This is a genomic window from aff. Roholtiella sp. LEGE 12411 (assembly GCF_015206995.1).
In the GTDB taxonomy this organism is placed as follows: domain Bacteria; phylum Cyanobacteriota; class Cyanobacteriia; order Cyanobacteriales; family Nostocaceae; genus Komarekiella.
This window is the reverse complement of record NZ_JADEXR010000009.1, coordinates 28,825-52,800: the sequence shown is the minus strand read 5'-3', so window position 1 is coordinate 52,800 and position 23,976 is coordinate 28,825. Positions and strand designations below refer to the sequence as shown.

The 23,976-nt window shown below is 42.1% G+C and carries 21 protein-coding genes; 11 read left to right on the top strand and 10 right to left on the bottom strand.

Annotation, left to right across the window (positions count from 1 at the left end; genetic code table 11):
• Nucleotides 1-11 precede the first annotated feature (11 nt).
• The 3 genes from IQ246_RS03715 to trpD all read left to right on the top strand — a co-directional run bounded on the left by IQ246_RS03715 (nucleotide 12) and on the right by trpD (nucleotide 3,690).
• A complete protein-coding gene (locus IQ246_RS03715; RefSeq protein WP_194000206.1) occupies nucleotides 12-1,127 on the top strand; it encodes a hypothetical protein in 1,116 nt (371 codons plus the stop codon).
• A 129-nt stretch (nucleotides 1,128-1,256) separates the two neighbouring features.
• Nucleotides 1,257-2,072 carry a DNA adenine methylase gene (locus IQ246_RS03710; RefSeq protein ID WP_194000204.1) on the top strand — a complete coding sequence of 272 codons (816 nt, stop codon included), beginning with the start codon at nucleotides 1,257-1,259 and terminating at the stop codon, nucleotides 2,070-2,072.
• 523 nt (nucleotides 2,073-2,595) lie between these two features.
• Nucleotides 2,596-3,690: an anthranilate phosphoribosyltransferase gene (gene trpD / locus IQ246_RS03705; RefSeq protein WP_194000202.1), complete on the top strand. Its 1,095-nt coding sequence runs from the start codon at nucleotides 2,596-2,598 to the stop codon at nucleotides 3,688-3,690.
• Here trpD and IQ246_RS03700 read toward each other — a convergent pair.
• Nucleotides 3,620-4,672, bottom strand: a complete 1,053-nt coding sequence (locus tag IQ246_RS03700; protein WP_194000200.1) for a TIGR02281 family clan AA aspartic protease — start codon at nucleotides 4,670-4,672, stop codon at nucleotides 3,620-3,622. The genes trpD and IQ246_RS03700 overlap by 71 nt on opposite strands.
• 242 nt (nucleotides 4,673-4,914) lie before the next feature.
• Between IQ246_RS03700 and carA the strand changes: the two genes are divergently transcribed.
• Nucleotides 4,915-6,081: a glutamine-hydrolyzing carbamoyl-phosphate synthase small subunit gene (gene carA, locus IQ246_RS03695; protein WP_194000198.1), complete on the top strand. Its 1,167-nt coding sequence runs from the start codon at nucleotides 4,915-4,917 to the stop codon at nucleotides 6,079-6,081.
• Here the strand turns inward: carA and IQ246_RS30760 are convergent.
• Entirely contained in the window at nucleotides 6,068-6,196 is a 129-nt protein-coding gene (locus IQ246_RS30760; protein WP_255515434.1) for a hypothetical protein, read from the bottom strand. The two genes, carA and IQ246_RS30760, sit on opposite strands and share 14 nt — an antisense overlap.
• Before the next feature lie 53 nt (nucleotides 6,197-6,249).
• Between IQ246_RS30760 and IQ246_RS03690 the strand changes: the two genes are divergently transcribed.
• The 4 genes from IQ246_RS03690 (at nucleotide 6,250) to IQ246_RS03675 (ending at nucleotide 9,137) form a co-directional block, all read left to right on the top strand.
• The gene (locus IQ246_RS03690; RefSeq protein WP_194000235.1) at nucleotides 6,250-6,621 is read left to right on the top strand and encodes an STAS domain-containing protein; all 372 of its coding nucleotides are present in this window, start codon (nucleotides 6,250-6,252) and stop codon (nucleotides 6,619-6,621) included.
• Nucleotides 6,622-7,199: 578 nt separating this feature from the next.
• Nucleotides 7,200-7,682, top strand: a complete 483-nt coding sequence (locus IQ246_RS03685) for a ribonuclease III domain-containing protein (protein ID WP_194000197.1) — start codon at nucleotides 7,200-7,202, stop codon at nucleotides 7,680-7,682.
• 92 nt (nucleotides 7,683-7,774) lie between these two features.
• Nucleotides 7,775-8,755 (top strand): 23S rRNA (guanosine(2251)-2'-O)-methyltransferase RlmB, encoded by a 981-nt coding sequence (gene rlmB, locus IQ246_RS03680; protein WP_194000233.1) that lies wholly within the window; start codon nucleotides 7,775-7,777, stop codon nucleotides 8,753-8,755.
• 79 nt (nucleotides 8,756-8,834) lie between these two features.
• The gene (locus IQ246_RS03675) at nucleotides 8,835-9,137 is read left to right on the top strand and encodes a DUF1816 domain-containing protein (protein ID WP_194000194.1); all 303 of its coding nucleotides are present in this window, start codon (nucleotides 8,835-8,837) and stop codon (nucleotides 9,135-9,137) included.
• 104 nt (nucleotides 9,138-9,241) lie between these two features.
• On the opposite strand, the gene IQ246_RS03670 is transcribed toward IQ246_RS03675, so the two are convergent.
• Genes IQ246_RS03670 through IQ246_RS03660 form a run of 3 tightly spaced genes read right to left on the bottom strand, consistent with a single transcriptional unit; the run spans nucleotide 9,242 to nucleotide 11,093 of the window.
• A complete protein-coding gene (locus IQ246_RS03670) occupies nucleotides 9,242-10,099 on the bottom strand; it encodes an alpha/beta fold hydrolase (protein ID WP_194000192.1) in 858 nt (285 codons plus the stop codon).
• A gap of 50 nt (nucleotides 10,100-10,149) precedes the next feature.
• Nucleotides 10,150-10,377, bottom strand: coding sequence for a hypothetical protein (locus IQ246_RS03665; protein WP_194000237.1), 228 nt, complete (start codon nucleotides 10,375-10,377; stop codon nucleotides 10,150-10,152).
• A gap of 11 nt (nucleotides 10,378-10,388) precedes the next feature.
• Nucleotides 10,389-11,093 (bottom strand): CAP domain-containing protein, encoded by a 705-nt coding sequence (locus IQ246_RS03660; protein ID WP_194000231.1) that lies wholly within the window; start codon nucleotides 11,091-11,093, stop codon nucleotides 10,389-10,391.
• Between the two features lie 804 nt (nucleotides 11,094-11,897).
• Between IQ246_RS03660 and IQ246_RS03655 the strand changes: the two genes are divergently transcribed.
• Nucleotides 11,898-12,122, top strand: a complete 225-nt coding sequence (locus IQ246_RS03655; protein WP_194000190.1) for a hypothetical protein — start codon at nucleotides 11,898-11,900, stop codon at nucleotides 12,120-12,122.
• Between the two features lie 93 nt (nucleotides 12,123-12,215).
• On the opposite strand, the gene IQ246_RS03650 is transcribed toward IQ246_RS03655, so the two are convergent.
• Nucleotides 12,216-12,980: a thioredoxin domain-containing protein gene (locus tag IQ246_RS03650; protein WP_194000188.1), complete on the bottom strand. Its 765-nt coding sequence runs from the start codon at nucleotides 12,978-12,980 to the stop codon at nucleotides 12,216-12,218.
• Nucleotides 12,981-13,175: 195 nt separating this feature from the next.
• Between IQ246_RS03650 and IQ246_RS03645 the strand changes: the two genes are divergently transcribed.
• Entirely contained in the window at nucleotides 13,176-13,775 is a 600-nt protein-coding gene (locus tag IQ246_RS03645; RefSeq protein ID WP_194000187.1) for a Uma2 family endonuclease, read from the top strand.
• 3 nt (nucleotides 13,776-13,778) lie between these two features.
• Here the strand turns inward: IQ246_RS03645 and IQ246_RS03640 are convergent, their stop codons facing one another.
• Nucleotides 13,779-16,409 carry a DNA polymerase III subunit alpha gene (locus IQ246_RS03640; protein WP_194000184.1) on the bottom strand — a complete coding sequence of 877 codons (2,631 nt, stop codon included), beginning with the start codon at nucleotides 16,407-16,409 and terminating at the stop codon, nucleotides 13,779-13,781.
• Between the two features lie 167 nt (nucleotides 16,410-16,576).
• On the opposite strand from IQ246_RS03640, the gene IQ246_RS03635 reads away from it, so the two are divergent.
• Nucleotides 16,577-17,881, top strand: coding sequence for a dicarboxylate/amino acid:cation symporter (locus tag IQ246_RS03635; RefSeq protein ID WP_194000182.1), 1,305 nt, complete (start codon nucleotides 16,577-16,579; stop codon nucleotides 17,879-17,881).
• Between the two features lie 495 nt (nucleotides 17,882-18,376).
• On the opposite strand, the gene IQ246_RS03630 is transcribed toward IQ246_RS03635, so the two are convergent.
• The 3 genes from IQ246_RS03630 to IQ246_RS03620 all read right to left on the bottom strand — a co-directional run bounded on the left by IQ246_RS03630 (nucleotide 18,377) and on the right by IQ246_RS03620 (nucleotide 23,569).
• The gene (locus tag IQ246_RS03630) at nucleotides 18,377-19,438 is read right to left on the bottom strand and encodes a hypothetical protein (protein WP_194000180.1); all 1,062 of its coding nucleotides are present in this window, start codon (nucleotides 19,436-19,438) and stop codon (nucleotides 18,377-18,379) included.
• 546 nt (nucleotides 19,439-19,984) lie between these two features.
• Nucleotides 19,985-21,697 (bottom strand): diflavin flavoprotein, encoded by a 1,713-nt coding sequence (locus tag IQ246_RS03625; RefSeq protein WP_194000178.1) that lies wholly within the window; start codon nucleotides 21,695-21,697, stop codon nucleotides 19,985-19,987.
• Between the two features lie 153 nt (nucleotides 21,698-21,850).
• Nucleotides 21,851-23,569 (bottom strand): diflavin flavoprotein, encoded by a 1,719-nt coding sequence (locus IQ246_RS03620; protein WP_194000229.1) that lies wholly within the window; start codon nucleotides 23,567-23,569, stop codon nucleotides 21,851-21,853.
• Between the last annotated feature and the right edge of the window lie 407 nt (nucleotides 23,570-23,976).

Here is a 23,976-nt window from a genome sequence, read left to right as displayed (position 1 = left end):
AAGTGATATTCATGCAGCATCTACGTCAGCTATTAGAAATAGAAAACTCAGAGTTAGCTCGGTTACTGCGGTTTAGCCTGTACGGATTAGAAGCAACTCTAAATCAGGCTCGCACACAATTTCCACTAGATCCAGGATCTGAAATATGTGATGAGGTGCTGCAAGAACTTCATAGCCTATTACAACCTAGTGTGATTGCACCTCTACAACAAGACTCTGGATGGGAAGATATACCACTGTCAAATGATTTAAAACTAAGTCGCCTTCGAGAAGCTTTCGACTCTGACCCAGAACTTAGTTACTATCTGGGTAATTCTCCATTAAAAAGCCAAACTGACTCAGATTTGTGGAACGAAATTCATCACAAATTGCTGCGAGTTCCAGAGGATTTGGCTACATCTTGGCGACAGCGTACTTTAGCTCTGGCTCAAGAGGCTGGTGCAATAGAGAATCATTCTGATCTCCATCAACTGCCCTTTTTTCGAGATGAAATTATTTACCCTGGACTTAGAGGTACTGTTAGAGCTAAGGGATTGTGCTTATCTCAAAAAGCACTGTCAAATTCAGAAATTGTCCAAAATAATGAATCTGGAAATTTGTATTTACTAGCTGGGTTCCTACTAGTTTGTATAAAGTTTATCGAACTAGACCCAGATTTACATCATGCCTTAAAGAGCGTTTTTGGTTTTGATGTTATTTCCTTACATTACCAACCAGAACAGCGAAATCAATACATTGACGCTTTAGGCGATCGCTTCGAGCGCACCCAAAAGGCGGAGGAAAATGCTGAGCCATTGTTAACTTTGCGTGCCTGGATTGACATGGATGAGGCAATACATTCTCTAGTATTTGTACCACCTGCTGAGCGTTATTCCTGGTGGGGTAAGCTACAACAAGAATCACGACGTATTTTGAAAAAAGTTGCTGATCAGGCAAATGCAGCAGGTTATGAAGTGCGGATTCGTCAATTATCGGGACTATATGCAGATATCTGTGCTTTATCTAAAGATGACCTGCAACTAAATTGTGGAGGAGTTCCAGGGGAAGTTTTGACTTGTCTTCGAGTGTATGCGCGAATTAATCAGGAAGAATCTCTAGGTCGTGTACTATTTCGCTCATCACGGTAATTGCTATTGATATAAATCAACAGCACAAAACTATATTTTATAAAATTTAAAGTATAAAAGATGGCACAAGCGTTGCAACCAGCTTTACAACTCAGTCTGATTTTGCCCCTCAATTAAGTATTCATTTTTATGATTAAAAGTCCGCTCCGGTATCCTGGTGGTAAGTCAAAAGCAATAAATCAAATTGTTGAATACTTGCCAGATAATTTTGCTGAGTTCAGAGAGCCTTTTGTGGGTGGCGGTTCTGTATTTATTTATTTAAAACAAAAGTTTCCTGACATAAAGTTTTGGATTAATGATTTAAATCGCGAGCTATTCCTGTTCTGGAAGTTCGCTCAATCAGATATAGCTAATTTAGTTAAAGAAATTCGTCATATTAAAGATAAATATACAAATGGCAAATTGCTATTCACAGAATTAACAACTGTAGATGTAAACAATTTATCTGATTTTGAAAGGGCAGTTCGCTTTTTTATCCTGAATAGAATTACTTTTTCTGGAACTGTAGAATCAGGTGGTTTTTCTCACGAAGCCTTTCATAAACGATTTACTAATACTTCAATAGAACGGCTAGAAAAATTAGGGTGTATCCTAACAGAAAATGTTCAAATTACTAATTTAGATTACAGTCATCTATTAAATGCAGAAGGTAAAAATATATTTGTATTTTTAGATCCGCCGTATTATAGTGCTGCTAAATCAAAGTTATATGGTAAAGATGGTGACTTGCACACATCTTTTAACCATCAAATATTTGCTGAACTTTTAATTCAATGTCAGCACCCCTGGCTAATCACTTACGACAACTCACCGCAAATTCGAGAAAATTTTAAATCAGTCAAGATTGCAGAATGGGAATTACAGTATGGCATGAATAACTACAAGCAGAATGGAGCTGCTAAGGGAAAAGAGTTATTCATTACTAACTATAGTAATCCGATTTGATTCGTGAACTGACTTGTAGAGACACCGAATGGGGGATAGGGGATAGGGAATGGGAAATGCGAAAAAAGGGAGTTAGAGGTGTACGCAGTTCTTTCAAAAATCAAATAGGAATCCTATATGAAATTCAATATGATTAGGACTAGCCCTTTCAAGGTGATTCGTAAAATAAGATTGTTTTTTCTCAGCGCTCTGTGTCTTGAAAAGTTCAGATCGCTGGTTTCCGGCGCTCCGACTTTTCGCTGTGTCTGTGCGGTTCAAAGTAATTTATCTAACCGCAGAGGCGCAGAGAAAACAGAGGCAAGAAATAAAAAGGGGATTTTTGGAGCCATATTTTTACCCACCTTGAAAGGGCTTGTTCTAATGATTTAGAGAAAAAAGCAAAAAACAAGAATTTTGCTAATTCAGCTTTGCAGTTAAGCCTTGATATTTCAACGTAAGCTTTGCTACTACTCTCCCATTTTTCGGTAGGATAGCTCCCATGCACCTCAACTGAGCCATACCCTACAACACACAAACCTGAGCTATGACAACTTCCTCAATCCCTACGCTAGAACCCTCTAATAGTTGGTATATCCTGCTTCAACAATTAATAGACGGACAATCATTATCCCAAACTCAAGCTGCTGAATTGATGCAAGGGTGGTTAAATGAAGCCATTCCCCCAGAGTTATCAGGAGCAATTTTAACAGCGCTGAACTTTAGAGGTGTTTCTGCTGAAGAGTTAACAGGGATGGCTGAAGTATTACAATCCCAATCAAAACTGGGGAATGGGCAAGAATCTACCCAATCTCCAATCCTTAATTCCCAATCACCAACTCCCCTAATTGATACCTGTGGCACTGGCGGAGATGGATCATCAACCTTTAATATTTCCACAGCCGTTGCTTTTGTTGCCGCTGCATCTGGCGTACCTGTTGCTAAGCACGGCAATCGCTCGGCGTCAAGTCTTACGGGAAGTGCCGATGTCTTGGAGTCCTTGGGTGTAAATCTAAGTGCTTCTAGCGAAAAAGTGCAAGCGGCATTACAAGAGGTAGGGATCACTTTCTTATTTGCCCCTGGTTGGCATCCAGCACTCAAGGCTGTTGCTCAATTGCGGCGAACTCTGAAGGTGCGGACAGTGTTTAATTTACTTGGGCCATTAGTGAATCCCTTGCGTCCCACTGGACAGGTAGTAGGGCTATATACTCCCAAGCTTTTGGCAACTGTTGCTCAAGCATTAGATAAGTTAGGCAAGCAAAAGGCAATTGTTCTGCATGGGCGAGAAAAACTTGATGAGGCTGGGTTAGGGGATTTAACTGACTTGGCGGTATTATCGGACGGGGAGGTACAGTTAACTACAGTGAATCCTTTGGAGTTGGATCTAACACCTGCTTCCATAGGTATGCTCCGGGGTGGGGATGTTCAAGAGAATGGATCAATTCTCAAAGCGGTACTGCAAGGTAAGGGAACTCAAGCACAACAGGATGCAGTGGCTCTAAACGCATCATTGGCGCTGCAAGTAGCTAGTGCCATACCATTGTTAGACCACGCCCAAGGTATTAGTATCGCTAAGGATATCCTTCAAACTGGTGCGGCTTGGTCGAAGTTGGAGCAGTTAGTCCAGTTTCTGGGGGATTGATTTCAATGCGTGATTGCGGACGAAATTCCACGACATTACGTTTGATGGTGACATCGTAGTTGCCGAAAAAGTCATGTCCTAGAAGTCCCGTTTCTAGTTCTAGTCCTGCGATCGCCACTGGTACTCTATTTACGATTACTCCACCAACTTGCATCGAATTAATATAACCAACAGGAAATTCTACAGCTTTAGAACTGGCAGTATTTGCCCTAGCTTTCCCCACTGGCACTACTCCCAAGGCATTGGCCATCTGTTGGGTAATTACTGTGCCACTTGCTCCGGTATCCACAATCATTTCAAATTGTTTTTGACCATTGAAGGTAACTGCGATAATTGGTGTTCCACCAACTCGCCTTTTAATTGGGGCTGTAAATACTTCTTGCTCTTGGGTGAGCACTGCTGATGAAGGCAAAACAGGCTTTGGTGGTAGTGGTCTTGTTTGTACAGGAGCAGACAGGGGTGGAGTAAACTTTGGTGTAATTGCTGTTTGAGGAACCGTAACTATTATCCTCTGAGGTTTAACAACTGGCGGCGGTGGAGGGCTAGGATTAGCTTTGCGCTGAGCATATCTGATTCGGCGCTGGTATTCAGTGATTTTTGTTTGGGCGAGTCCAAATTCTTGACTTTGTGGCTCCACGTTTTGCATCAGCGCGATCGCCTCTTGAAACTGACTCGCCACCAAATTCCAATCTTCTGAGGATTGAGCAGATTGGCTGATACTTAAAGCGCTGGCGGCTTTATCTAGCCCAAGTTCAAAAAAACTTGGTTCAATTTCAGACGGTTCTAGCGGCTTTGCTTCTGGGCTAGCTGGTGTTGTTGATTCGACAGTTGGCTGTACCGCCGCTAAACCCCCAATTGACGCGGGTTGTTCATTGCCATCAGTTGCGGTATTCCGTTTGTCTTCACTACAGGCAACACTCAATACCGCCAGGGCACTTGACAGGAAAATTAAGGCTGCACGGGATAAAAAAGACTGAAGCATAATTAATTTTAATCTTAACTGCCCAAGCTTCTTCAAATCTACTTCTACTTCCGATTACCCTATTAAATATTTTTATTTTTAGGGGACTGGGGACTGGGAACAAGGTGAATCAATGCCCAATCCCCAATTAATTGACCAACTCATGGGATAATTAACAATTGCAGTATTAAAAACTGGGAACTAAATTTTTCCCAATACCCGATCTCCAACCCTAACTCCTGAAAATTTTGCCTTCATCGCTTATGCCTCTGACTGACGCAATACCTGCTCTACTTGTCCTGGCAGATGGAACAACTTATCGCGGTTGGTCTTTCGGTGCTACGGGAACCGCGATTGGGGAAGTGGTGTTTAACACTGGTATGACTGGATATCAAGAAGTGCTAACCGACCCTAGTTATTGTGGTCAGATTGTCCTTTTTACCTATCCTGAATTGGGGAACACTGGCGTTAATGCCGAAGACGAGGAATCAGATCGACCGCAAGTGCGGGGTGCGATCGCTCGAAATATTTGTCAGCGACCGAGTAACTGGCGATCAACACAATCCTTACCCGACTACCTCAAACAGAACCAAATCCCAGGTATCTATGGTATTGATACCCGCGCTCTCACCCGCAAAATTCGGATGTTCGGAGCCATGAATGGTGGGATTTCCACATCAATCCTTGATGAGGCGGAGTTGCTAGAGCAAGTACAGGCTGCTCCCAAAATGGCAGGATTAAATCTAGTTAGCGAAGTCACTACCCCAACAGTCTACGAATGGTCAGATCCCACAATCCCAGCATGGGAATTCAACTCGCGGGCTATTGACAATGGGGGAAAACCCTTCACTGTTGTTGCCCTGGACTTTGGTGTCAAACGCAACATCTTACGTCGCTTGGCAAGTTATGGTTGCCAGGTAATTGTGGTTCCCGCCAATACTCCATCAGAGGAAATTCTCAACTATAATCCAGATGGCATCTTTCTTTCTAATGGGCCTGGTGATCCCGCTACGGTGACTGAAGGGATTGAAACTACCAAGGAGTTACTGCTCAGTCAAAAACCCATTTTTGGCATTTGTATGGGACACCAAATTTTGGGTCATGCCTTGGGAGCGGAAACTTTTAAACTCAAATTTGGTCATCGTGGTTTAAATCAGCCTGCGGGTTTACAACAAAAGGTAGAAATTACCAGCCAAAACCACAGTTTTGCTATTGATCCAGACTCTCTACCCGCAGCAGTTGCGGAAATCAGCCACCTGAACTTAAATGATCGCACTGTTGCCGGAGTACGTCACAAATCTCTGCCTGTGTTCTCCGTACAGTATCATCCAGAAGCCAGTCCCGGCCCTCACGATGCTGATTACTTGTTTGAGCAATTTGTCCAAGCAATGCAAGCAGCACGCGAAACTGCAACAGTCAAAGTGAGTTAAAAATAGGTAATGGGGCACGGTGAATAGGGAATAGGGAAAAACAACTAGCAGCAATCAAATGCCCAATGCCCAATGCCCAATGCCCAATGCCCCTACTCCAGCAGATTGTAGACAACTTGCACAAAAAACATCTATACTTGAGCGTTAACTTTCACTCATGAGGAGGGAATTATTGCTGAGCCACTGAATCTAACCGTAAGCCTGAGAGGCACTCGTGAAGTCCGGGATAACTGTCAGCTATTCCGCCTCACAGGTTTGTTAGATGCCTTTTCTGAGCCGACATTTCGTAAGGTACTTGGTGGCAAGATTGACGAGGGCCCCAAGCACATTATTTTGGATCTTTCACAAATCGACTTTGTTGATAGTTCTGGCTTGGGTGCTCTGGTACAGCTAGCCAAGCAAGCTCAAAATACCAATGGCACCTTCCAAATTGTCACGAATGCTCGCGTAACTCAAACGGTCAAGCTTGTTCGCTTAGAGAAGTTTCTCTCCCTGCAACCAACAGTTGAAGCGGCTCTAGAAAACGCAAAGTTGTCTTAATTGCTTGATCCAAGAGTTAAATTTAGCTATCCGATGCTTAATCTGGACAGCTTAATTTTTAAAACTTCTGGCAAGAAAACCTCTCTCCTTGTGGGAGAGGAAAAAAGCCAGTTGAGTTATTATTTATAAAGCTAACGAAATCAAACAGAAGGATGCAGACACCCAGTAACTGGCCGTGTAACCGTTGGCTATGATATTGGATAAAGCATGAAGTTATAAAAAGCTTTAGGGGTGATAAAGCTAGTAAGTTGATTTACATACAGGGTTGAGTTGATACTTTGAGTTAATTACTTACTAGGAAAACTTGGCAATCTGGTCAAGTAGAAAAACAGATGTGGTGCTAGTGTCAAAATATTACCTTATCTGAGGCACACACTACAAGAGCCAGGTCGAAGTAAATTGCTCAGGATTTACATCATGGTGATCTAAGATGCTAATTTTTAATCAAAAAGATAAAATTAGTAAGCAATTTTGATAGTGTTGATTATGCTAGGTATACTAGCATGGCATACTTCATAAAGAATAAACACTTTGCGAGGAATGCTCCAAAATGTCGCCCGTCAAGGAATGATTCACTTGTGAAGTCAAAGGAGGAAGAGTTATTAGATGGACAAGATGAAGCTTCCAAACAGCACTCATCTTGGACTCAAGCACTCTTGGCAACCACAGCGCCATCACCCCAGCAAATTTCTCTCTCACAACTGCAACAAATTTCTCCGGCAGCTCTTGCGTATTTGGGGGATGCAATTTATGAACTATATGTTAGGATGTCTTACTTACTGCCACTACAACGGCCAGAGACTTACCATCGTCTGGTAGTGGCACAGGTAAGAGCAGAAACACAAGCGCTACATTTGCGATCGCTAACTCCTCATCTGAGGCAAACAGAATTAGAAATTGTCCGACGTGGTCGAAACGCCGCCACAGGACGCCCTAAGAGAGTTGATCCCGGAATTTATCAACAGGCAACTAGTCTAGAAACTTTAATTGGCTATCTATATCTCACCGATTACCAGCGCCTAACCGAACTTTTACAAATACTCCACCTAGAGCAACAGTGAGAATTCAATCTTGCGATCGCCAAATTCAGTAGAGTAAATTCAGTAAATTTAGGTAATCGGGATAGCCCCCGTAAGCTATATCCAAAACTCACATTGCGAGTAAACCAAGAAAAATGAAGACTTCAAGCGAATCGAATCGTGGGCAACCCCTAAAAATTCAGGGCAAGCGTGTTGTTGCCAGTCCTATTCGCAATCCGAGAAATGGAGATGGTAATGCCATCTCTAACGGTTCGCGCCCACGTCGTAACTTCTCACATCCATCCCCATCCACAACAAAATCAACAGAAGATAGCGATCTCATCTACGGCCGCCATCCAGTATTGAGTGCGTTGCAAAATCAACGCTGTCTCAACCGCATCTGGATTACCACCCGTCTGCGCTACGATCCCAACTTTCATCATTTGCTTCTCCAAGCAAAGGAAAATGGCACAGTCATTGACGAAGTAGAACTTAAACGCCTAGACCAAATTACCGACGGGGCTAATCACCAAGGTGTGGCAGCACAAACTGCTCCCTACGACTATGTCGAATTGCCGGATCTGATTGAACAGGCAAAATCTTTAACCGATCCCGTAATTGTAGTGGCTGACGGGATTACTGACCCTCACAACTTGGGAGCAATTATTCGTACTGCCGAAGCAATAGGTGCTCAGGGATTAGTTATCCCCCAAAGGAGGGCATCTGGAATCACGTCCACAGTGGTGAAAGTAGCAGCAGGTGCTTTAGAAAACTTTTCTGTCGCTAGAGTTATCAACCTTAGCCGCGCCTTAGAAGAATTAAAAGAGGCTGGCTTTTGGATTTATGGTACGGCTGCAACCGGAAGCGAACCCCTCCATACAGTAAATTTTAGTGGCCCTATTGTTTTAGTAGTTGGCTCTGAAGGCGAAGGTCTGAGTATGTTAACTCAACGCTCCTGTGATGTCTTAGTATCAATTCCCCTACAAGGCAAGACTCCTAGCCTCAATGCCTCAGTAGCAGCAGGTATGGCACTTTATGAAATTTATCGCCAAAGGTCATCACATACGTTGTACCTAGATAAACTACAAAAAATATCTTTGAAAAAAGAAGCGTAAAAGAGTATAAAGAAATGTAAAAGAAAAAATTAGCATATCGTTCAACACCCTGTACGACATTTATAAATGAGCGAAAACCATGAAAAAAATTTGGCATAACCTCAAGGAAGGCTTAATTAACGCATTCGACAAATTGGGCTTAGCTTGGTGGGTAGAGATAGTGACACACAACCCCCGTTGTACATACTACTTCGGGCCATTTCTAAATTCTGCGGATGCAGCATTTGCAAGCAAAGGCTACATAGAAGATTTAGAATTTGAAGGAGCGCAAGGAATAGTTGTAAATGTCAAGCGCTGTAAACCTAATAATTTAACGATTGCTGAAGACTTGGGGGAAAGATTTGACCGCAAAGTACAGCCTGCCTTTGGCGGTCAAATTTAAGTTAGGCAAAAGTCAAAAGTCAAAAGTCAAGGGTCAAAGGTTAAAGGTTAAGAGTCAAGGGTGAAAAACTCTTGGACTATGGACTTTTGACTATGGACTCTTGACTATTGACTACTAATTACCTGTGGATGTTCTTCCAGCCAACGGTCAATATCTCTGAGTACCTGCTGGGGAACTTCCCACGGGAAAAGATGGGCAGTATTGGCATATAACTGACACTGACAATTTTTGATGTGTTGAGCAGTTTCTAGACTTGAATCAACTGTGATGTGGCGGTCTTGCTCACCAGCAAGTAGCAGACTGGGACACTTAATTTCCTGTAAGTCTAGAAGTCGATTATACCCAGATTGAATTGCACTGTAGAGGGCACGAGTAGCAGCAGGTGAAGTTTGTAAATAGGCTGGTACTGCTTCTTGGGCGATGTAGTTATAAGCAGTGGGTGTATGTTGTTGAATTAGATAGCGGAAAAGCGATCGCTTGCCAAAAGTTTCAATATTCCACTGCCAACTTGGTTTTATATAATTCAATAGCGCAGCAACACCAGTATATAAATTATCTTGCCAAGTAATGGGGGGATGACTTCCACGCGGTCTAGCTGCTGTTGCCACTAAAATCAGCCCACTAACGCGTTCTGGCAGATGTAATGCCAGTTCCATTCCTAAAATTCCCCCAAGTGACCACCCCAATACTAGACACTTTTCAATCTCAAAGCGGTCTAGCAGCGCTTCCAAGTCGGTCAAATGGTCGCGCATATTAAAACTGCCGTTAAAGCGACTTTTGCCGTATCCACGTAAATCAGGAGCAAAAGTTCGACAGCGTTTTGATAAATGATCAGTGAAGACAGAAAGACTACGACCAGAACCAGGATGACCGTGTAAGCCAAGAATAGGGAATCCTTGACCTTGGACGTAGACATTGAGATGTGCAGCACCAGTAGTGGTATGACTATGGCGATCGCCCATACTCCGCGTTCTCTTGTATATTATTCTTTCAATTGTGTCACGTGGATGAGTCAGGCGATCGCTACCGCATCAGACACAGCGAAATAGATGGGGCAATGATGCACGGTTTGTCCAAAATTTCGATAAATTAAGCTTTTTGGCAACTTTTGCGTAAGTCCTGTTTGAATACCACTACCCCAATGCCCAATGCCCAATGCCCAATGCCCAATGCCCAATGCCCAATGCCCAATCCCCAATCCCCAATCCCCAATGCCCAATGCCCAATCCCCAATCCCCAATCCCATTAAACCTACTTGTCTTTATAGCCACCCGCGTAGTTAATCACACATATTGTTTTATATGATTTGTGAGTCCCATAAGCAACGCCAGTCACTTTAAAATCGCCATTAAAGATGTTTGTTCTATGACCGCGATCGCGCACACCATCATCAATAATTAATTGCATAACGATATCTTGGGCAGTGTTTGGGCCATAGCTGATATTTTCGCCTGCGGTTCTTTGCCATGTACCATAGCGATTAATCCGAGTGAAGGGGTTGCTACCATCGCTACCAGAGTGACCTGTAACGCCTTTTGTCCCTTGGTCTTTGACGTGATCTCTAGCACCTAGAGACATCCCCTTAGATGCACTCAACGCCCCCACAGGACGAACTGACTTGAGAAAAGCGATCGCCTCATCCACTGCTTTTACACCTTCTTGAGTTACCAAATAGGTATTATTAGAAATTTGGACTCTGTTATCTTGAAAGCGCTTTCTATAGTTTTCAATAATTGGAACATACGCCTTAGGATTTGTCCGAACTTTGTTCATTTCGTTTATTACCTGTTGTTCCAACGGTGAAAGGTAACTCGCTTTTACCAACAAAGTTGGATTAGCTTGTTGAACTACAGGCGGAGTAGATTTTGCTACAGATGGACTAGATTGAAACAGTTTATCTGAGCAGCCGAATATCAGGATTACTGGTAAAAGCACCCAAAATCTAATGTGACGCATTAATAAACTCACAATATTTTCTAAGGTTTAATTTAGTGATTTAAATGCACCGCAGGGTTGAAGAAATAGCAACTTTAAACGCACAGAGAAATCTGAGCACCGGCTTTTTGAGTTTGTAACTTGGAGCGCCGATGTGCATTTTGGTGGATTCGCCAAGGAAAGCGCAGAGTAACGCGCCTTGAGTCTAGATAACTCTGTGATCCTCTTTGTTCCTGGAGTGTTGCAAAAATATCACGTAGTGTTTATTGTAACATTATTAACATAGTAACGTAAATAGCCATTCTTAGCTAAAGTTAACTAAGTACAGCCTTGCGTAAAAATATAGGGGAAAGTCTGTAGACGCTTTGATCAAGTTTTTGGCCATTCAGTAGCGTTACGAAGTTGTAAAATTATGTACTAATTATATTGACTCTATCTTAACAACTTCCGCATCAGACAGAGTTTGCTGACTCAATTTCAAAATTGATGAATAAATAGAAAAATTAAATAAATTAAGCTTAAAAAATTCACAATTTTTAGAAAAATTACTTGATTACTTTTTAACTGAAAAAAGCATCATTATTGATAGAATAAATAAAAATATTAGAGATTTTGCCTTGCTAATTAAGCTGATTTTTGGGAGGCGATCGCCTATTTAATTCCTGATCTATTTAAGAACATGAGGAGTGAGGAAAATTTCTCCTCTTCACTCCTCATTAGCTACTCCTTACACTTGCTTTAAGTACACCAGTTAACTAATGCAATAAACCTCTAACTAAAGACGCACATTCTAGTTAGATAATTGAGTATATCTTTAGAGGTTGTTTGAAAAGTCCATTTTCATGTATCCTGGCGATTAGAAATCGCGTGCCACTTGCTACAAGTCGGGGAATCCTTGAGGCTCGTTCGCCCTTGGCATCTCCCCTTGGGAGAAGACTCGCTACCGCTTCTCTACGAGACGCTGCGCGAACGCTAACACCAACGCAGTGGCTTGGCTACACCAGACCAAACTTGTCTTTGCAGGTTAACAAACCCTTGATTTGGTGTTAGTCCACGGAGGTGGTGAGACAGCGCTGCGGGAGGGTTAGCCCGATCCAGGCGACTGCGAACCCGAAGGGACTTGGTTTGTGTAGTTAATACAATCTACTTAGCATTAGCTAATATGCTCTCAATATCTGATAGCTGTACCACCCCTGAGAACGCAGGACTATTCATTATAAAGAAAGGTGTGCCAGAAACTCCTAATTTCTCAGCTAGCTGGATATCTTTTCCAATCGCGGGAGCAGCAAGAATGCGATCGCGTTGAAATTTCGCTAAATCTAGATCCAGATTTTTGGCAATATCCAAATACAACGCCTCACCTAGTTGCTTTTGATTAGTAAACAATGCATCATGATATTCCCAAAATTTACCCTGCTGATTTGCTGCCCAAGCTGCTGTTGCTGCTGGCAATGAGTTACTATGAATTGCAGTCAAAGGCAAATTCTTGTAAATTAATTTTACATTGTCCTGATGTGCTAACAACTGTTTCAGAGTTTTATTCGCCTCAGCACAGTAGGGACATTGAAAGTCTGAGAATTCTATCAGTACAGTTTTTGATTGAGCCGATCCCGTAGTGGGAGACTCACCAATCACTGCTTGGGGATTTGTTTTTAAATCCTGTAAAAATGCTTGCTGTACTTGCTTTATTTTTTGTTGCTGTTGTCGCTGGTATGCTTGAACAGATTCAATAAGTACATCTGGATGTTCCCGAAGAATTTGTAACACCTGCTCCTCCAGTTGGGGAGTGATACGGCTAGCGGCTTGTGCAGAAAATGACCAGCTTAAAACTAAACACAATAGACCTATTCCTAGCCAAATACGTAGATACTGAAGTAGTTGTTCAGACCAATAGAAAAGTTTACTCATACAGAACTCTTGAGAAATTAATATCTCCTAGCCATCATACTGGGATTATTGATGGGAGGAATAGTATCGTTTTATTGAGTCTTTGAGCCTCGTGAACGAGTATTCAAATGTTATTTGAAGTGGAATATTTTAAGCGTAAGCACGAGAAAATAGAATTATCCCCTGCCAACATCTCTACGCAAATGGGTTACAGCTATGATAAGCAATCTTGTACAGCAACCAAACAGTCAAAGCGCTGGGGAACAGCGCCTGATACTGAATAATGTCAGTTGGCAACAATACGAAACCGTGCGAACTACTTTAGATGATGTCCCAGGTTTGCGGATGACTTATCTTGAAGGAACCCTCGAAATCATGAGTCCATCGCCAGAACATGAAGTAGACAAAAAAGCTATTGCTCGTTTAATTGAAATTTATGCTTTAGAGATGGATATTGACTTGACTGGTTACGGTTCCACTACTTTTCGCAAACAAGCCAAAGCCAGGGGTTTAGAACCGGATGAATGCTATTGTTTTGCTCAGTTAAAAGAAGTTCCCGATATTGCCATAGAAGTTGTTCTCTCTAGTGGTGGCATTGATAAACTATCTGTCTATCAGGGATTAAAAGTACCAGAAGTTTGGTTTTGGCGAAATAATCAATTTACCGTATATCGCTTGCGTCAAGAAGGCTATGAGTTAATTAGCCGCAGTGAATTCCTGCCAAAATTAGATTTATCTGTTTTAGCTCAGTATGTGAAATTGCCTAGCCAAACTCAAGCTGTCAAAGCTTATCGAGACACTCTGCGGCAAGCTTGAAGCTTATTCCAGTAACCCCTGAACTTGCAACAAATCTAATTCCCGTTCAAATATTTCATCTATCGGCAACATTTCACCACTAACAGTCATGAATTTATGGTCTTTGGTTGCCCGAATCACTGAACCATCTTCCAAGCAATACTCGAAGACTTCTTGTTGTCCGCGATTATGCCACTGTGCTACAGGTTGTGTGTAAACATTCCCATTACTATCAACACTGTATACTGTGCATTCAATGCCTTTTTCTACAATCCTGCCAATGGGAATAAAACCATATTCTACAGTTAATACTTCCGTGTCATAGCTCAAGCAATATTCAGCAAACTTCAACATTTGCTCAAATAATTCATCTGCAACTTTTTTCTGCACGCCATTTTTCGCCGCGCCATCTACAAATTTTTCTCGCTGCTTTTGCATCTCAGAAACTTTCTTCTTACCCATCGCCCGGCGCAACAAGTCAGCTTGTCCTAGGGAATATCCGGCCATATCTTGAGCAATTTTCATGATTTGCTCTTGATAGACCATAATTCCATACGTTTCATCTAGTATTGGTTCCAGAATAGTGTGTTGATAATCGATATTTTCTCGACCATGTTTGCGGTTAATAAACTTAGGAATTAGTCCCGCATCTAATGGGCCTGGTCGATAAAGTGCCAAAATGGAAGAAATATCTTCTATATTAGAAGGTTTCAAATCCCGCACTATTTGACGCATTCCTGAAGATTCTAATTGAAATATTCCTTCTAATTCACCTGCTTCTAATAGTGCATAAGTTTGCTGTACATCTTTTGGTAGGGTACTATGTTCCCCTTTAGCTAATATCTTTTGTGCTTTTCTTTCCTGATGAGTAATTTCATCAGGGTCAACAGAATATCCTCTAGTTTCTTGAATTAAATCAATAGTCTTTTGAATCAGCGTTAAGTTACGCAAACCCAGAAAATCCATTTTTAACAAACCCATTGATTCTAGGTCTTCCATGAAATACTGGGTAATCACAGAACCGTCATTATTTCGCTGGAGCGGTACAATTTCATCAAGTGGGTCGGCAGAAATCACTACACCTGCTGCATGAACACCAAAAGTTTTGTTAGTTCCTTCAATTCGCATTGCCATATCAAGCCAATGGCGAACTTTCGGATCATGATCATATTTTTCTTTAAACTCTGGTTCTGGGGTTTGATTAGAAATCATCACCTTAAGTTTAGTTGGTTTACCCCGCACCACAGGAATTAATTTCGCCATTTTGTCGGCTTCGCCATAGGGAATATTCAATACTCTGGCAACATCTTTCAAGACAGCTTTAGAAGTTAGGCGGTTAAAGGTAATAATTTGAGCAACTCTATCTGCACCGTATTTTTCAGTTACATAGTCAATAACTTTATCCCGTTGTTCAATACAGAAATCCGTATCAATATCAGGCATGGATTTGCGTTCTGGGTTCAAAAAGCGCTCGAACAGTAGTCCATGATGCACAGGGTCAATGTTAGTGATTCGCATCGAGTATGCAACTAACGAACCAGCCGCCGAACCCCGACCCGGGCCGACGGGAATATTATTATCTCTAGCAAATTTGATGTAATCCCACACCACTAAAAAGTATTTAGAGAAACCCATCTGTTGAATCATTTTCAGTTCGTATTCCAATCTTTCTCTATAGATGGAATCGACTTCGGTGCGGGATTTACGATTTAACCGTTCTAAAAGTCCTTGCCAAGCAACTTCTTCTGCGTAAGTATCAGCAGTATGACCAGAAGGAATCGGGGGCGTAGGAATTTGAGGCTCACCCATAATTTGGTAAGGCTCGACTTTATCGGCAACTTCTTCAGTAGTGGCTACTGCTTCGGCAATGACATCATCCGGCAAATGGTCACGAAATAGCTGCTGCATCTCTTCACCAGATTTGAGATACTCTGTACCGCTATAACGCATCCGTTTATCTTCAACAATTAGCTTGCCAGTTTGAATACATAGCAAAGCATCATGTGCTTCAACGTCAAAACAAGAAATAAAATGCGAGTCATTGGTAGCAATAATTTTAATATTAAGTTCCCGGGCAATTTTAACAATTTCAACGTTAACAATCCGGTCTTCTTGAGAGCCGTGATCTTGAATTTCTAGATAATAATCATCACCAAATACATCTTTGTACCATTGGGCAACTTTCCGAGCTGCGTCCGGTCTACCACTAAGAATTGCTTGGGGAACTTCTCCACCTAAACAAGCACTGGTGACAATCAAGCCTTCATGATATTCTTTTAGTAATTCTTTATTAACACAAGGACGAGAAAAAATTCCTTTACCCTGGACACCCTTGAGGTGAGAAATTGTGGTTAATTTGACTAAATTTTTGTACCCTTTTGTATTTTTAGCTAAAACGACTTGATGATATTTAGGACGGCGTTCTTGTTTTTCAATATCGCCGTTAATTATATACATTTCGTTGCCAATAATTGGCTTAACATTTTGACTACGGCAGATTTTGATCAGTTCGATCGCCCCGTACATCACACCATGATCGGTAAGAGCGATCGCTTTCATTCCCAGTGCGATCGCTCGCTCCACTAACTCTGGTAGCTGACTTGCCCCATCGAGCAGACTGTAGTCACTGTGAATATGTAAAGGGACAAAGGACATATATGTCTCCAACTACAAGCCAATAATTTCTCTAGGAGTATCCCCATACACACTCCTTCGAGCAGGATGAAAGTAAAGCAACGGGATCTTAGATTAACTCGTTTACGAAATTTTCACTTCCGAAAGTGAAGTTTTAATAGTTACATCAGTTCACTAGCATCTAGATAATGAGCCAAACACAGAGCACTAATCCGCCTGAAACCAAAGTCCGCCCTTGGTGGCAGCGTATCCCTCTGACACTACAAATTCTTATCGCCTTAGTAGCTGCTGTCAGTCTCGGAATTGCACTTGGTGCAGGGAATCCCAATCCAACCAACGCCACATTAATTAACAACTTAGCAATTCCTGCTGAATTGGTGCTAAAGGCTCTCCGTGCCTTGGCTACACCGCTAATTCTGGTAGCGGTACTGCATACTTTAATGACTACAAATATTCCTGGTACAGCCGGACGACGGCTAGTAGGGTTACTTTTAACAAACACAACCGTAGCTATCTTCATAGGACTTTTAGTGGCGAACGTTCTGCGTCCAGGGACTTGGGGCAGTGTAGCTACCTCAAAAACTACGGACATAGCTGCTCAAAGTCTTGACCCTTGGGGATTACTCAGAGATGCTGTACCGGAAGCTGTCCTTAAGCCTCTGGTTGATAATAATGTCATCCAACTGATTGTTATTGCTTTGAGCTTTGGTATCGTCCTGCGAGGATTAAAATCCGAACAAATAGCCCAAGCAAAAAACGGATACCAGTCAATTGAGAATGTGATCGGGATTTTGTTTGAGACGGTAATCGGCGTTCTCAACTGGGTAATTGCCTTAGTACCTTTCGCAGTGTTTGGAATTGTCGCTAAAACAGTAGCTAAAGAAGGCTTTGCCCCTTTTCAATCTTTGGCTGGGTTCATCGTGGCGGTGCTGGTAGCGCTGGTATTGCAAGCTTGCTACTACCTCACCAGAGTAAAATTGGGATCTTGGGTACACCCACTAAAATTTCTAAGTGGCGGTTCTGATGCGTTTTTGACAGCTTTCTCGACTTCTTCCTCTGCTGCTGCAATGCCGATAACGTTTGAGGCTCTGCAAACAAAAATCGGTTTAAGGGAATCTTCTGCTGCCTTGGGGGCGTTAGTGGGAGCAAATTTCAACAATGATGGCACTGCCCTCTATGAAGCGATGTCTGCGTTATATATTTCCCAGCTAATTGGGCAACATCTGAGTTTGGGACAACAGTTAATTGTCGTTCTTACATCAATTTTTGCATCGGTAGGTGCGGCGAATATTCCCAACGCTGGACTAGTAACAATGACACTGGTGTTTACTTCTGTTGGCTTACCTACGCAGTATATCGCTTTGCTTGTAACTGTAGACTGGTTTTTAGATCGCTGCCGCACTGCAATTAATGTAATGGGAGATATGACTGTTAGTGCTTTACTTGATGGCAAAAAGCCACGTTCTGTGGACGAGGCGGAATTTACCATTTAGTTCAGTGCAGCAGTTTTCAAGTATCTAATGCTGTTGAGGCCCTTTAGCGTCACATTCTTTAAACCAGCAGCGTTCTAGTAGTTGAAGTCGCCACATAGATGCGAAGCGATGAGGATTCAATATCAATTTAGTATCATGACTAAATAAGGGCTGGTTAAGATACTGCCAAAGAGGAAATTTAATTTTTGTGTGTTTTGGAGCCATAAGAACAATAAATACTATAAAAGCGTTGTGGTAGTAATTGGCATTTATGTATTAATAATTGCCAGATACTGTTTTTATAGTTAAAGATTACACCGCAGTTTTATCATTGTCCTTGTGGCAATTGCGGAAAATTTTGAATTTTACTAAAGTCGGGAAAACCTTTCGCTAGTCGCCTTATTCAGAACCATGTCGCTTGCTCCAACGGAGGAAGCCCTTTGGGTAAAACTCGTGAGGCTTATTCACCCCAGGCGTACCCTTGAAGCAAGCTAAGTTAGCGTGACGTAGATACCCTCAAGAGCTTCGGCGTTTCTTCTTAATATTAAGAATGTCGACTCTTATATCTACACGTTTTATATAGCAACTCATGTATGATAACAGCGAGTAGATAAATACAATGATGCCTAGCATCTCTAGTACTTCTTTCACAGTCGTTATGATATTGTAAATCATATCATTTTCTGTGTAGTAATCTGCATAATATCCACCCACTAGTTCAGTACCAATTGCACCTGCTACATAAATTGTCCCAGCAATGAAAAATAATTGTCGTGTTTTTGCAGGAAGAGTAGCGAGAAATCGCGCAAACACCAATAAAAATATAAGAACGAAGATAGCACCAGGAATCACCCAAGCGTAATAAAGCAACCCACTGGTATTAAATGTATTTCGCACTGGCTTGATGAGTTTTTCATGAAGGCCGATGAATTCGTCTAAGGACAAACCAGCAAAGACTATTGATAATCCTCTCCATGACCAAAAATTGCTATTCCTAGCTAACTTCTGAGCTTGGGCGATAATCACCAGCAGAATAGAACAAAATAGTAAGGCTGCCGTAGAATACAGTGAAGGAATATTTCCTTCGGTGTTAAGGTCGAATGTATATCTAAAGCTATTCCTCCCATCGAATTCAGGCAGATAGTATAGATTGAAATTCGCCAAAAGACTGACAAGAGCTAGGCATATTACCACGCCAAGCAGGAATTTAAGGGTTTTGTTGGCAGAAAGGTATATTTCTAACTTATGCGATGACTGCAATGCTGCGATCGCATCTTCTGTCTTGATAGGATTTGTTGGCTCGACTCTAAGTATATATTTGCTATCGCTGGTATCTGAACTAGAAAGTTGTTTCAGGATCTTTTGTCGCTCTGGCAATACAATGTTCTCCATGAAATACTCAATGGTTTGCTGCTTAACCAAACCATGCATTGCCAAAATTTCTCCCAACTGCTTTCCATTCAACTTTTGTGCTGTGAGTGCTGTGTCTAATGCATTTTGGGTAATTAGTTCAGCTTCAACTAAGTACATCCCAAGTGGCTTAAACTGAAATTCTTTTTCCTCTATTTTGCTGATCAATAGTGTTTCCTTATTGTCAATGGTTATATAGCAATCTATTTATTGCCATTTAAGGTTATTTAATGATGATATTACTGGCTCATTCTGAGTTTTAATGTTTTCATAACCTATTGTTAAATATATTTTGGTCTTGTCAAAAAATTAATAAACTCAGTATAAAGTTTCAGTATTATCACGTAAATATACTGTAAAGTCATCAAAAATCAACTAATACAATTACACTTACGCAAGAGTTTGTCAGGACTTACGCAAGTGTCATATTTTTAACGCCAGAGGTTGTCCAGAGTCAAAGGTCAAAAGTCCAAAAAACCTTGATTCTTGACCCTTGACCCTTGACTCTTATACCAGAAGCCTTGCGTGCCAGTTGCGTAAGTCCTATTTGTAAAACTCATCTCTGATCAGCAAAACTGGCTAATACTTCAAAACTTTGTTGTTGCCAAAAAAATAAATCCACCCATACATCAGAGTGAAGGGTGGAATATACTAAATAGATTGCTGCATTGGAGTTGTCCTAATCTCGCGCTTTGCGCTTTGACTCCTTTGAGTTTAATAATGAGTGCCTGTTTTACGATGGTTGATGGCAGTGACGGCATCAGGCTTGAGTAATTTACCATCGTCCACAGTTGCATACACAACCCAGTGATCGCCACATTCTAGGCGTTGGTTGACTGAACATTCCAGATAAGCTAAGGCCTCATTGAGGACTGTACAACCGTTATCTGCAACTCCTGTTTTAAAATTTGCAAATCGGTCTTCTCCTGGTGCAAAAGATTTACGAAAATGCTTCGTGTAGTCTTGATGATTACCTTCAGGTAAGATGTTCAGGGCAAACTTACCACCTGGATACATCAGGGATTCGATCGCTCGTTCTTTGGCAATAGCAATGGTAAGACCAGGTGGGTTAAAGGTGGCTTGAGAAACCCAAGCGCCTAGCATTCCAGTAGATACTTCTCCTTGCTTGGCTGTAATTACGCAAACTGAACCAACAATCCGACCAACAGCCTGTTCCACTGGGGTAGCTGTTTGTTGTGGCACACGCACTTTCTTAGCCTTTTTCAAGGTTTGGGCAAAATCTGTACCTATTTCTTCACAGAATTTGAGAGTGACATCATCAGGTTTAAACTTGACCTTCAGGGTGTCAAAACCAAAGCGATATCCAGCATCGCGGAGTTTACCTTCAATTAAGTCAAAGGCTTCGCCACTCCAGCCGTAGGAACCAAACACCCCAGCAAGTTTGCTGTTGTCACTACTCGATAGCACAATACCTAAAGCAGTATGAATAGGAGTTGGTGCATGACCACCAATGGTAGGAGAACCGATGATAAAACCATCCGACTGTTCTAGGTTGATGCGGATTTCATCAGGGGTGGCAAATTCGCAGTTGATTGATCTGACTGCGACTCCACCTTTAGTCAATCCCAAAGCGATCGCCTGTGCTAAAGTCGCCGTATTTCCGTAAGCTGAGGCGTAGAGTAGGGCGACGGAGATCTCGCGATCGTTGTGAGAATGGCTCCATTCTCCATAAGCTTTGGTAAGTTCGATTAAGCCAGTGCGTACCAAGGGGCCATGACCTACACCATACATTCTCACCTGCAAATCAGATATTTTCTCCAAAGCTGCCTCCACATGAGGAGCTTGAGGAGCCATCAGGCAGTTAAAGTAGTAACGCTGGTCTTCCTTAAGTGCTTCCCAATTATCATCAAACACTTCATCCCCACAGAGATGAGTTGCAAATAGCTTATCTGTGTAGAGAATTTGGGTTTGCTGGTCGTAGGAGCAAAGTCCTTCGGGCCAACGTGGACTAGGAGTGGGGAAGAATTTTAAAACGTGACCCTTGCCTAAATCTAGAGTCTCTTTCCCCCGCATCACCAAGACTTTCAAATCATGGTCTAAGAAAGCAGCACGCAAATTTCCTGCACCAGGAAGAGAACAAACAAAAGTTACTTGGGGTGCGAGCTCTAAAATTGCCTTGAGTGTTGCAACTCGGTTTGGATTAAAATGACCCAGGATTACATAATCCAAACGTTTCAAGTCTAAAGTTTGTCGCAATGCCTCCAAATAAACTTCGGTGAAGGTTTCTGGCGGTGGGTCAATAAGTGCAGTTTGATCGGCTTCAATTAAATAACAATTGGAGGTGGTACCTCTTTCAAGTGCGTATTCAATTTCAAACCGTAGACGTGACCAACTACGTGCTCTGAGAACCTTAGTATTGGTAGCAATTGGTAAAACTTGTACGTCGCGTGGTTTGGAGTCGGTCATAGCTGTTTGGTGAGGTTGGGGAAAATTTGGAAAAACCAGGCAACTTTTGCCCAGTTTTTAACGCGCTTAAGAAAGTAGTAGGGGGAGTGGGGGAGTGAGAGCAAGTCTTTCCTTTGTGCCCTTCTGCCTTTTGACCCTTGACCCTTGACTCCTTTAGTAGTAATTGCCTACTTTGCGATGACGAACGGCTGTCAGTCCATCGGCTTTGGAGACACGACCTTCTTGGACGGTGCAGTATAAAATCCAATGGTCGCTGCACTCCATGCTGGTTTGCACTTCACATTCCATGTATGCCAGAGCATCAGTCAGAATCGGGGAACCGTTTTTAGCCGTTTGAGTTTTTACTCCAGCGAATCGGTCAGCACCGGGATGTAAGCGCTTGAGAAAGTGCTTCTTGAGTTCTTGATAATTTCCTTCTTCTAGGACGTTGAGAACGAAGCGATCGCCTACTTGCATTAAGGAATCAATGGCGCGGTCTTTAGCAACGGCAATTGTGAATCCTAGGGGTTGTAAACTTGCTTGTGTTACCCAGGATGCAAGCATTGCACTTGACACATTGCCTTTTTTGGTGGTGACAATATATAGTCCGCTGCTAATCCGACCCAACGCTTTTTCCATATTGACGTCGAGAGACTTAATTTGCTTGATGTTGCGATCGCGCACCACCAATTGTCCCAAGTCTGTACCCGCTTCTTCACACAACTGGAATGTTGATGCTGTTGGAGCTTCTTTGATCCGAATGGCTGGGAAGGCTTCTTTTATACCGGAGTCGATAAATTTTCTCCGCAGTGTATCAATGGGTTCATCATCCCCGCCATAACATTCAAATAGCCCAACCACTTGCTTGTTCTTAGCTACGGCTAGCAGCGAACTGATACTAGCCTGAGCAGCTGCGGCGGTAGTTGGTGGCATACCAATAATAATCCCAGCGGCTCTACCAGCTAGTTCTTGGATTTCTTGGCTCTCAGCAGAACTCAGATCCAGTACTTCTACCCCAACCCCAGTTTTCTGTAGCCCGTCACCAATTGCATGAGCTAGGCGATCGCTATACCCGTAATCTGAGACATAAAACAAGCCAACTGTAGTTTCTGCTTTAGCTTGTTTTTGGCTCCAATTTTCGTAGCACCCGGTCAAAACATCTAAATGGTGATATAGTAAGGGCCCGTGACCGTTAGCGATAATATTAATCTTCCCAAGTTCGCCCATTCTCTTCATGGCATTCAGCAGAGAACGAGCGTTGGGGCCCATCAAGCAGTCGTAGTAAAATCTAAAGTCAGCTTCGATCGCTTCTAAGTCTTCGTCGAAGGTGCGATCGTCACAAAAGTGCATCCCAAAGGCGTCACAAGTGTAGAGGGTTTGGGTTTTGCGGTCATAGCTGAAGATTGTGTCTGGCCAGTGCAGGTTAGGCGCACTCACAAATTCGATTTCATGTCCTTTACCGATATCTATGCGATCGCCACTTTTGACTATCCGCTTGGAAAAAGGATCATGTACCAAGCCTTCTAGAAACTGGAGCGCAACTTTTGAGGCTAAAACTGTGGCTCTTGGTGCTAACTGGAGGACATCTTCCACTAAGCCGCTATGGTCTGGCTCTGTGTGGCTGACAATTATGTAATCAATTGTTTTGGGGTTAACAAGACCTTTAAGGGTGTCTAAATACAACTGGCGAAACTTCTGGTGAGAAGTATCAACCAAAACTGTTTGCTCACCCCTAATTAGATATGAATTGTAGGTTGTACCATTTTGCAGTCCGAATTCGATATCGAAGCGATCGCGATCCCAATCAAGAGAGCGAATCGCTGTTGTGTTAGGGGCAATTTCTACAGTTTGTATAGTTAGCCGATGTTGAATATTCTGTGCGATCGCTACCATTATTCGTCTCCGAGCGCAAATCATCAGGTTTTTATTCTGTCCCCATTGTCCCAATATTTTTTTTTGGAAGTTGTAATGAAGATGATATTTTTGAAAATTTAACTTGTATCAATTGTTTCTATTTATTAGCAATCTTTTTTACTCAAAATATATATTAAATTAAAATTAAATACATATACTAATCCGATTTGATTCGTGATCTGACTCGTAGAGACAGGGAATGGGAATAGGGAGTTATAGGTGTACACAGTTTTTTTTTACTTTTCAAAAATCAAAGAGGAATACTATATATATTTGGTAATTAGCAATGCTGAATATTCTTGCTACTTGCTAATTCAAAACTATCATATATATCATCCTCTTTTGACCACGAAGTTGTGATGAAAAGCATAAATTATGCAATTAAA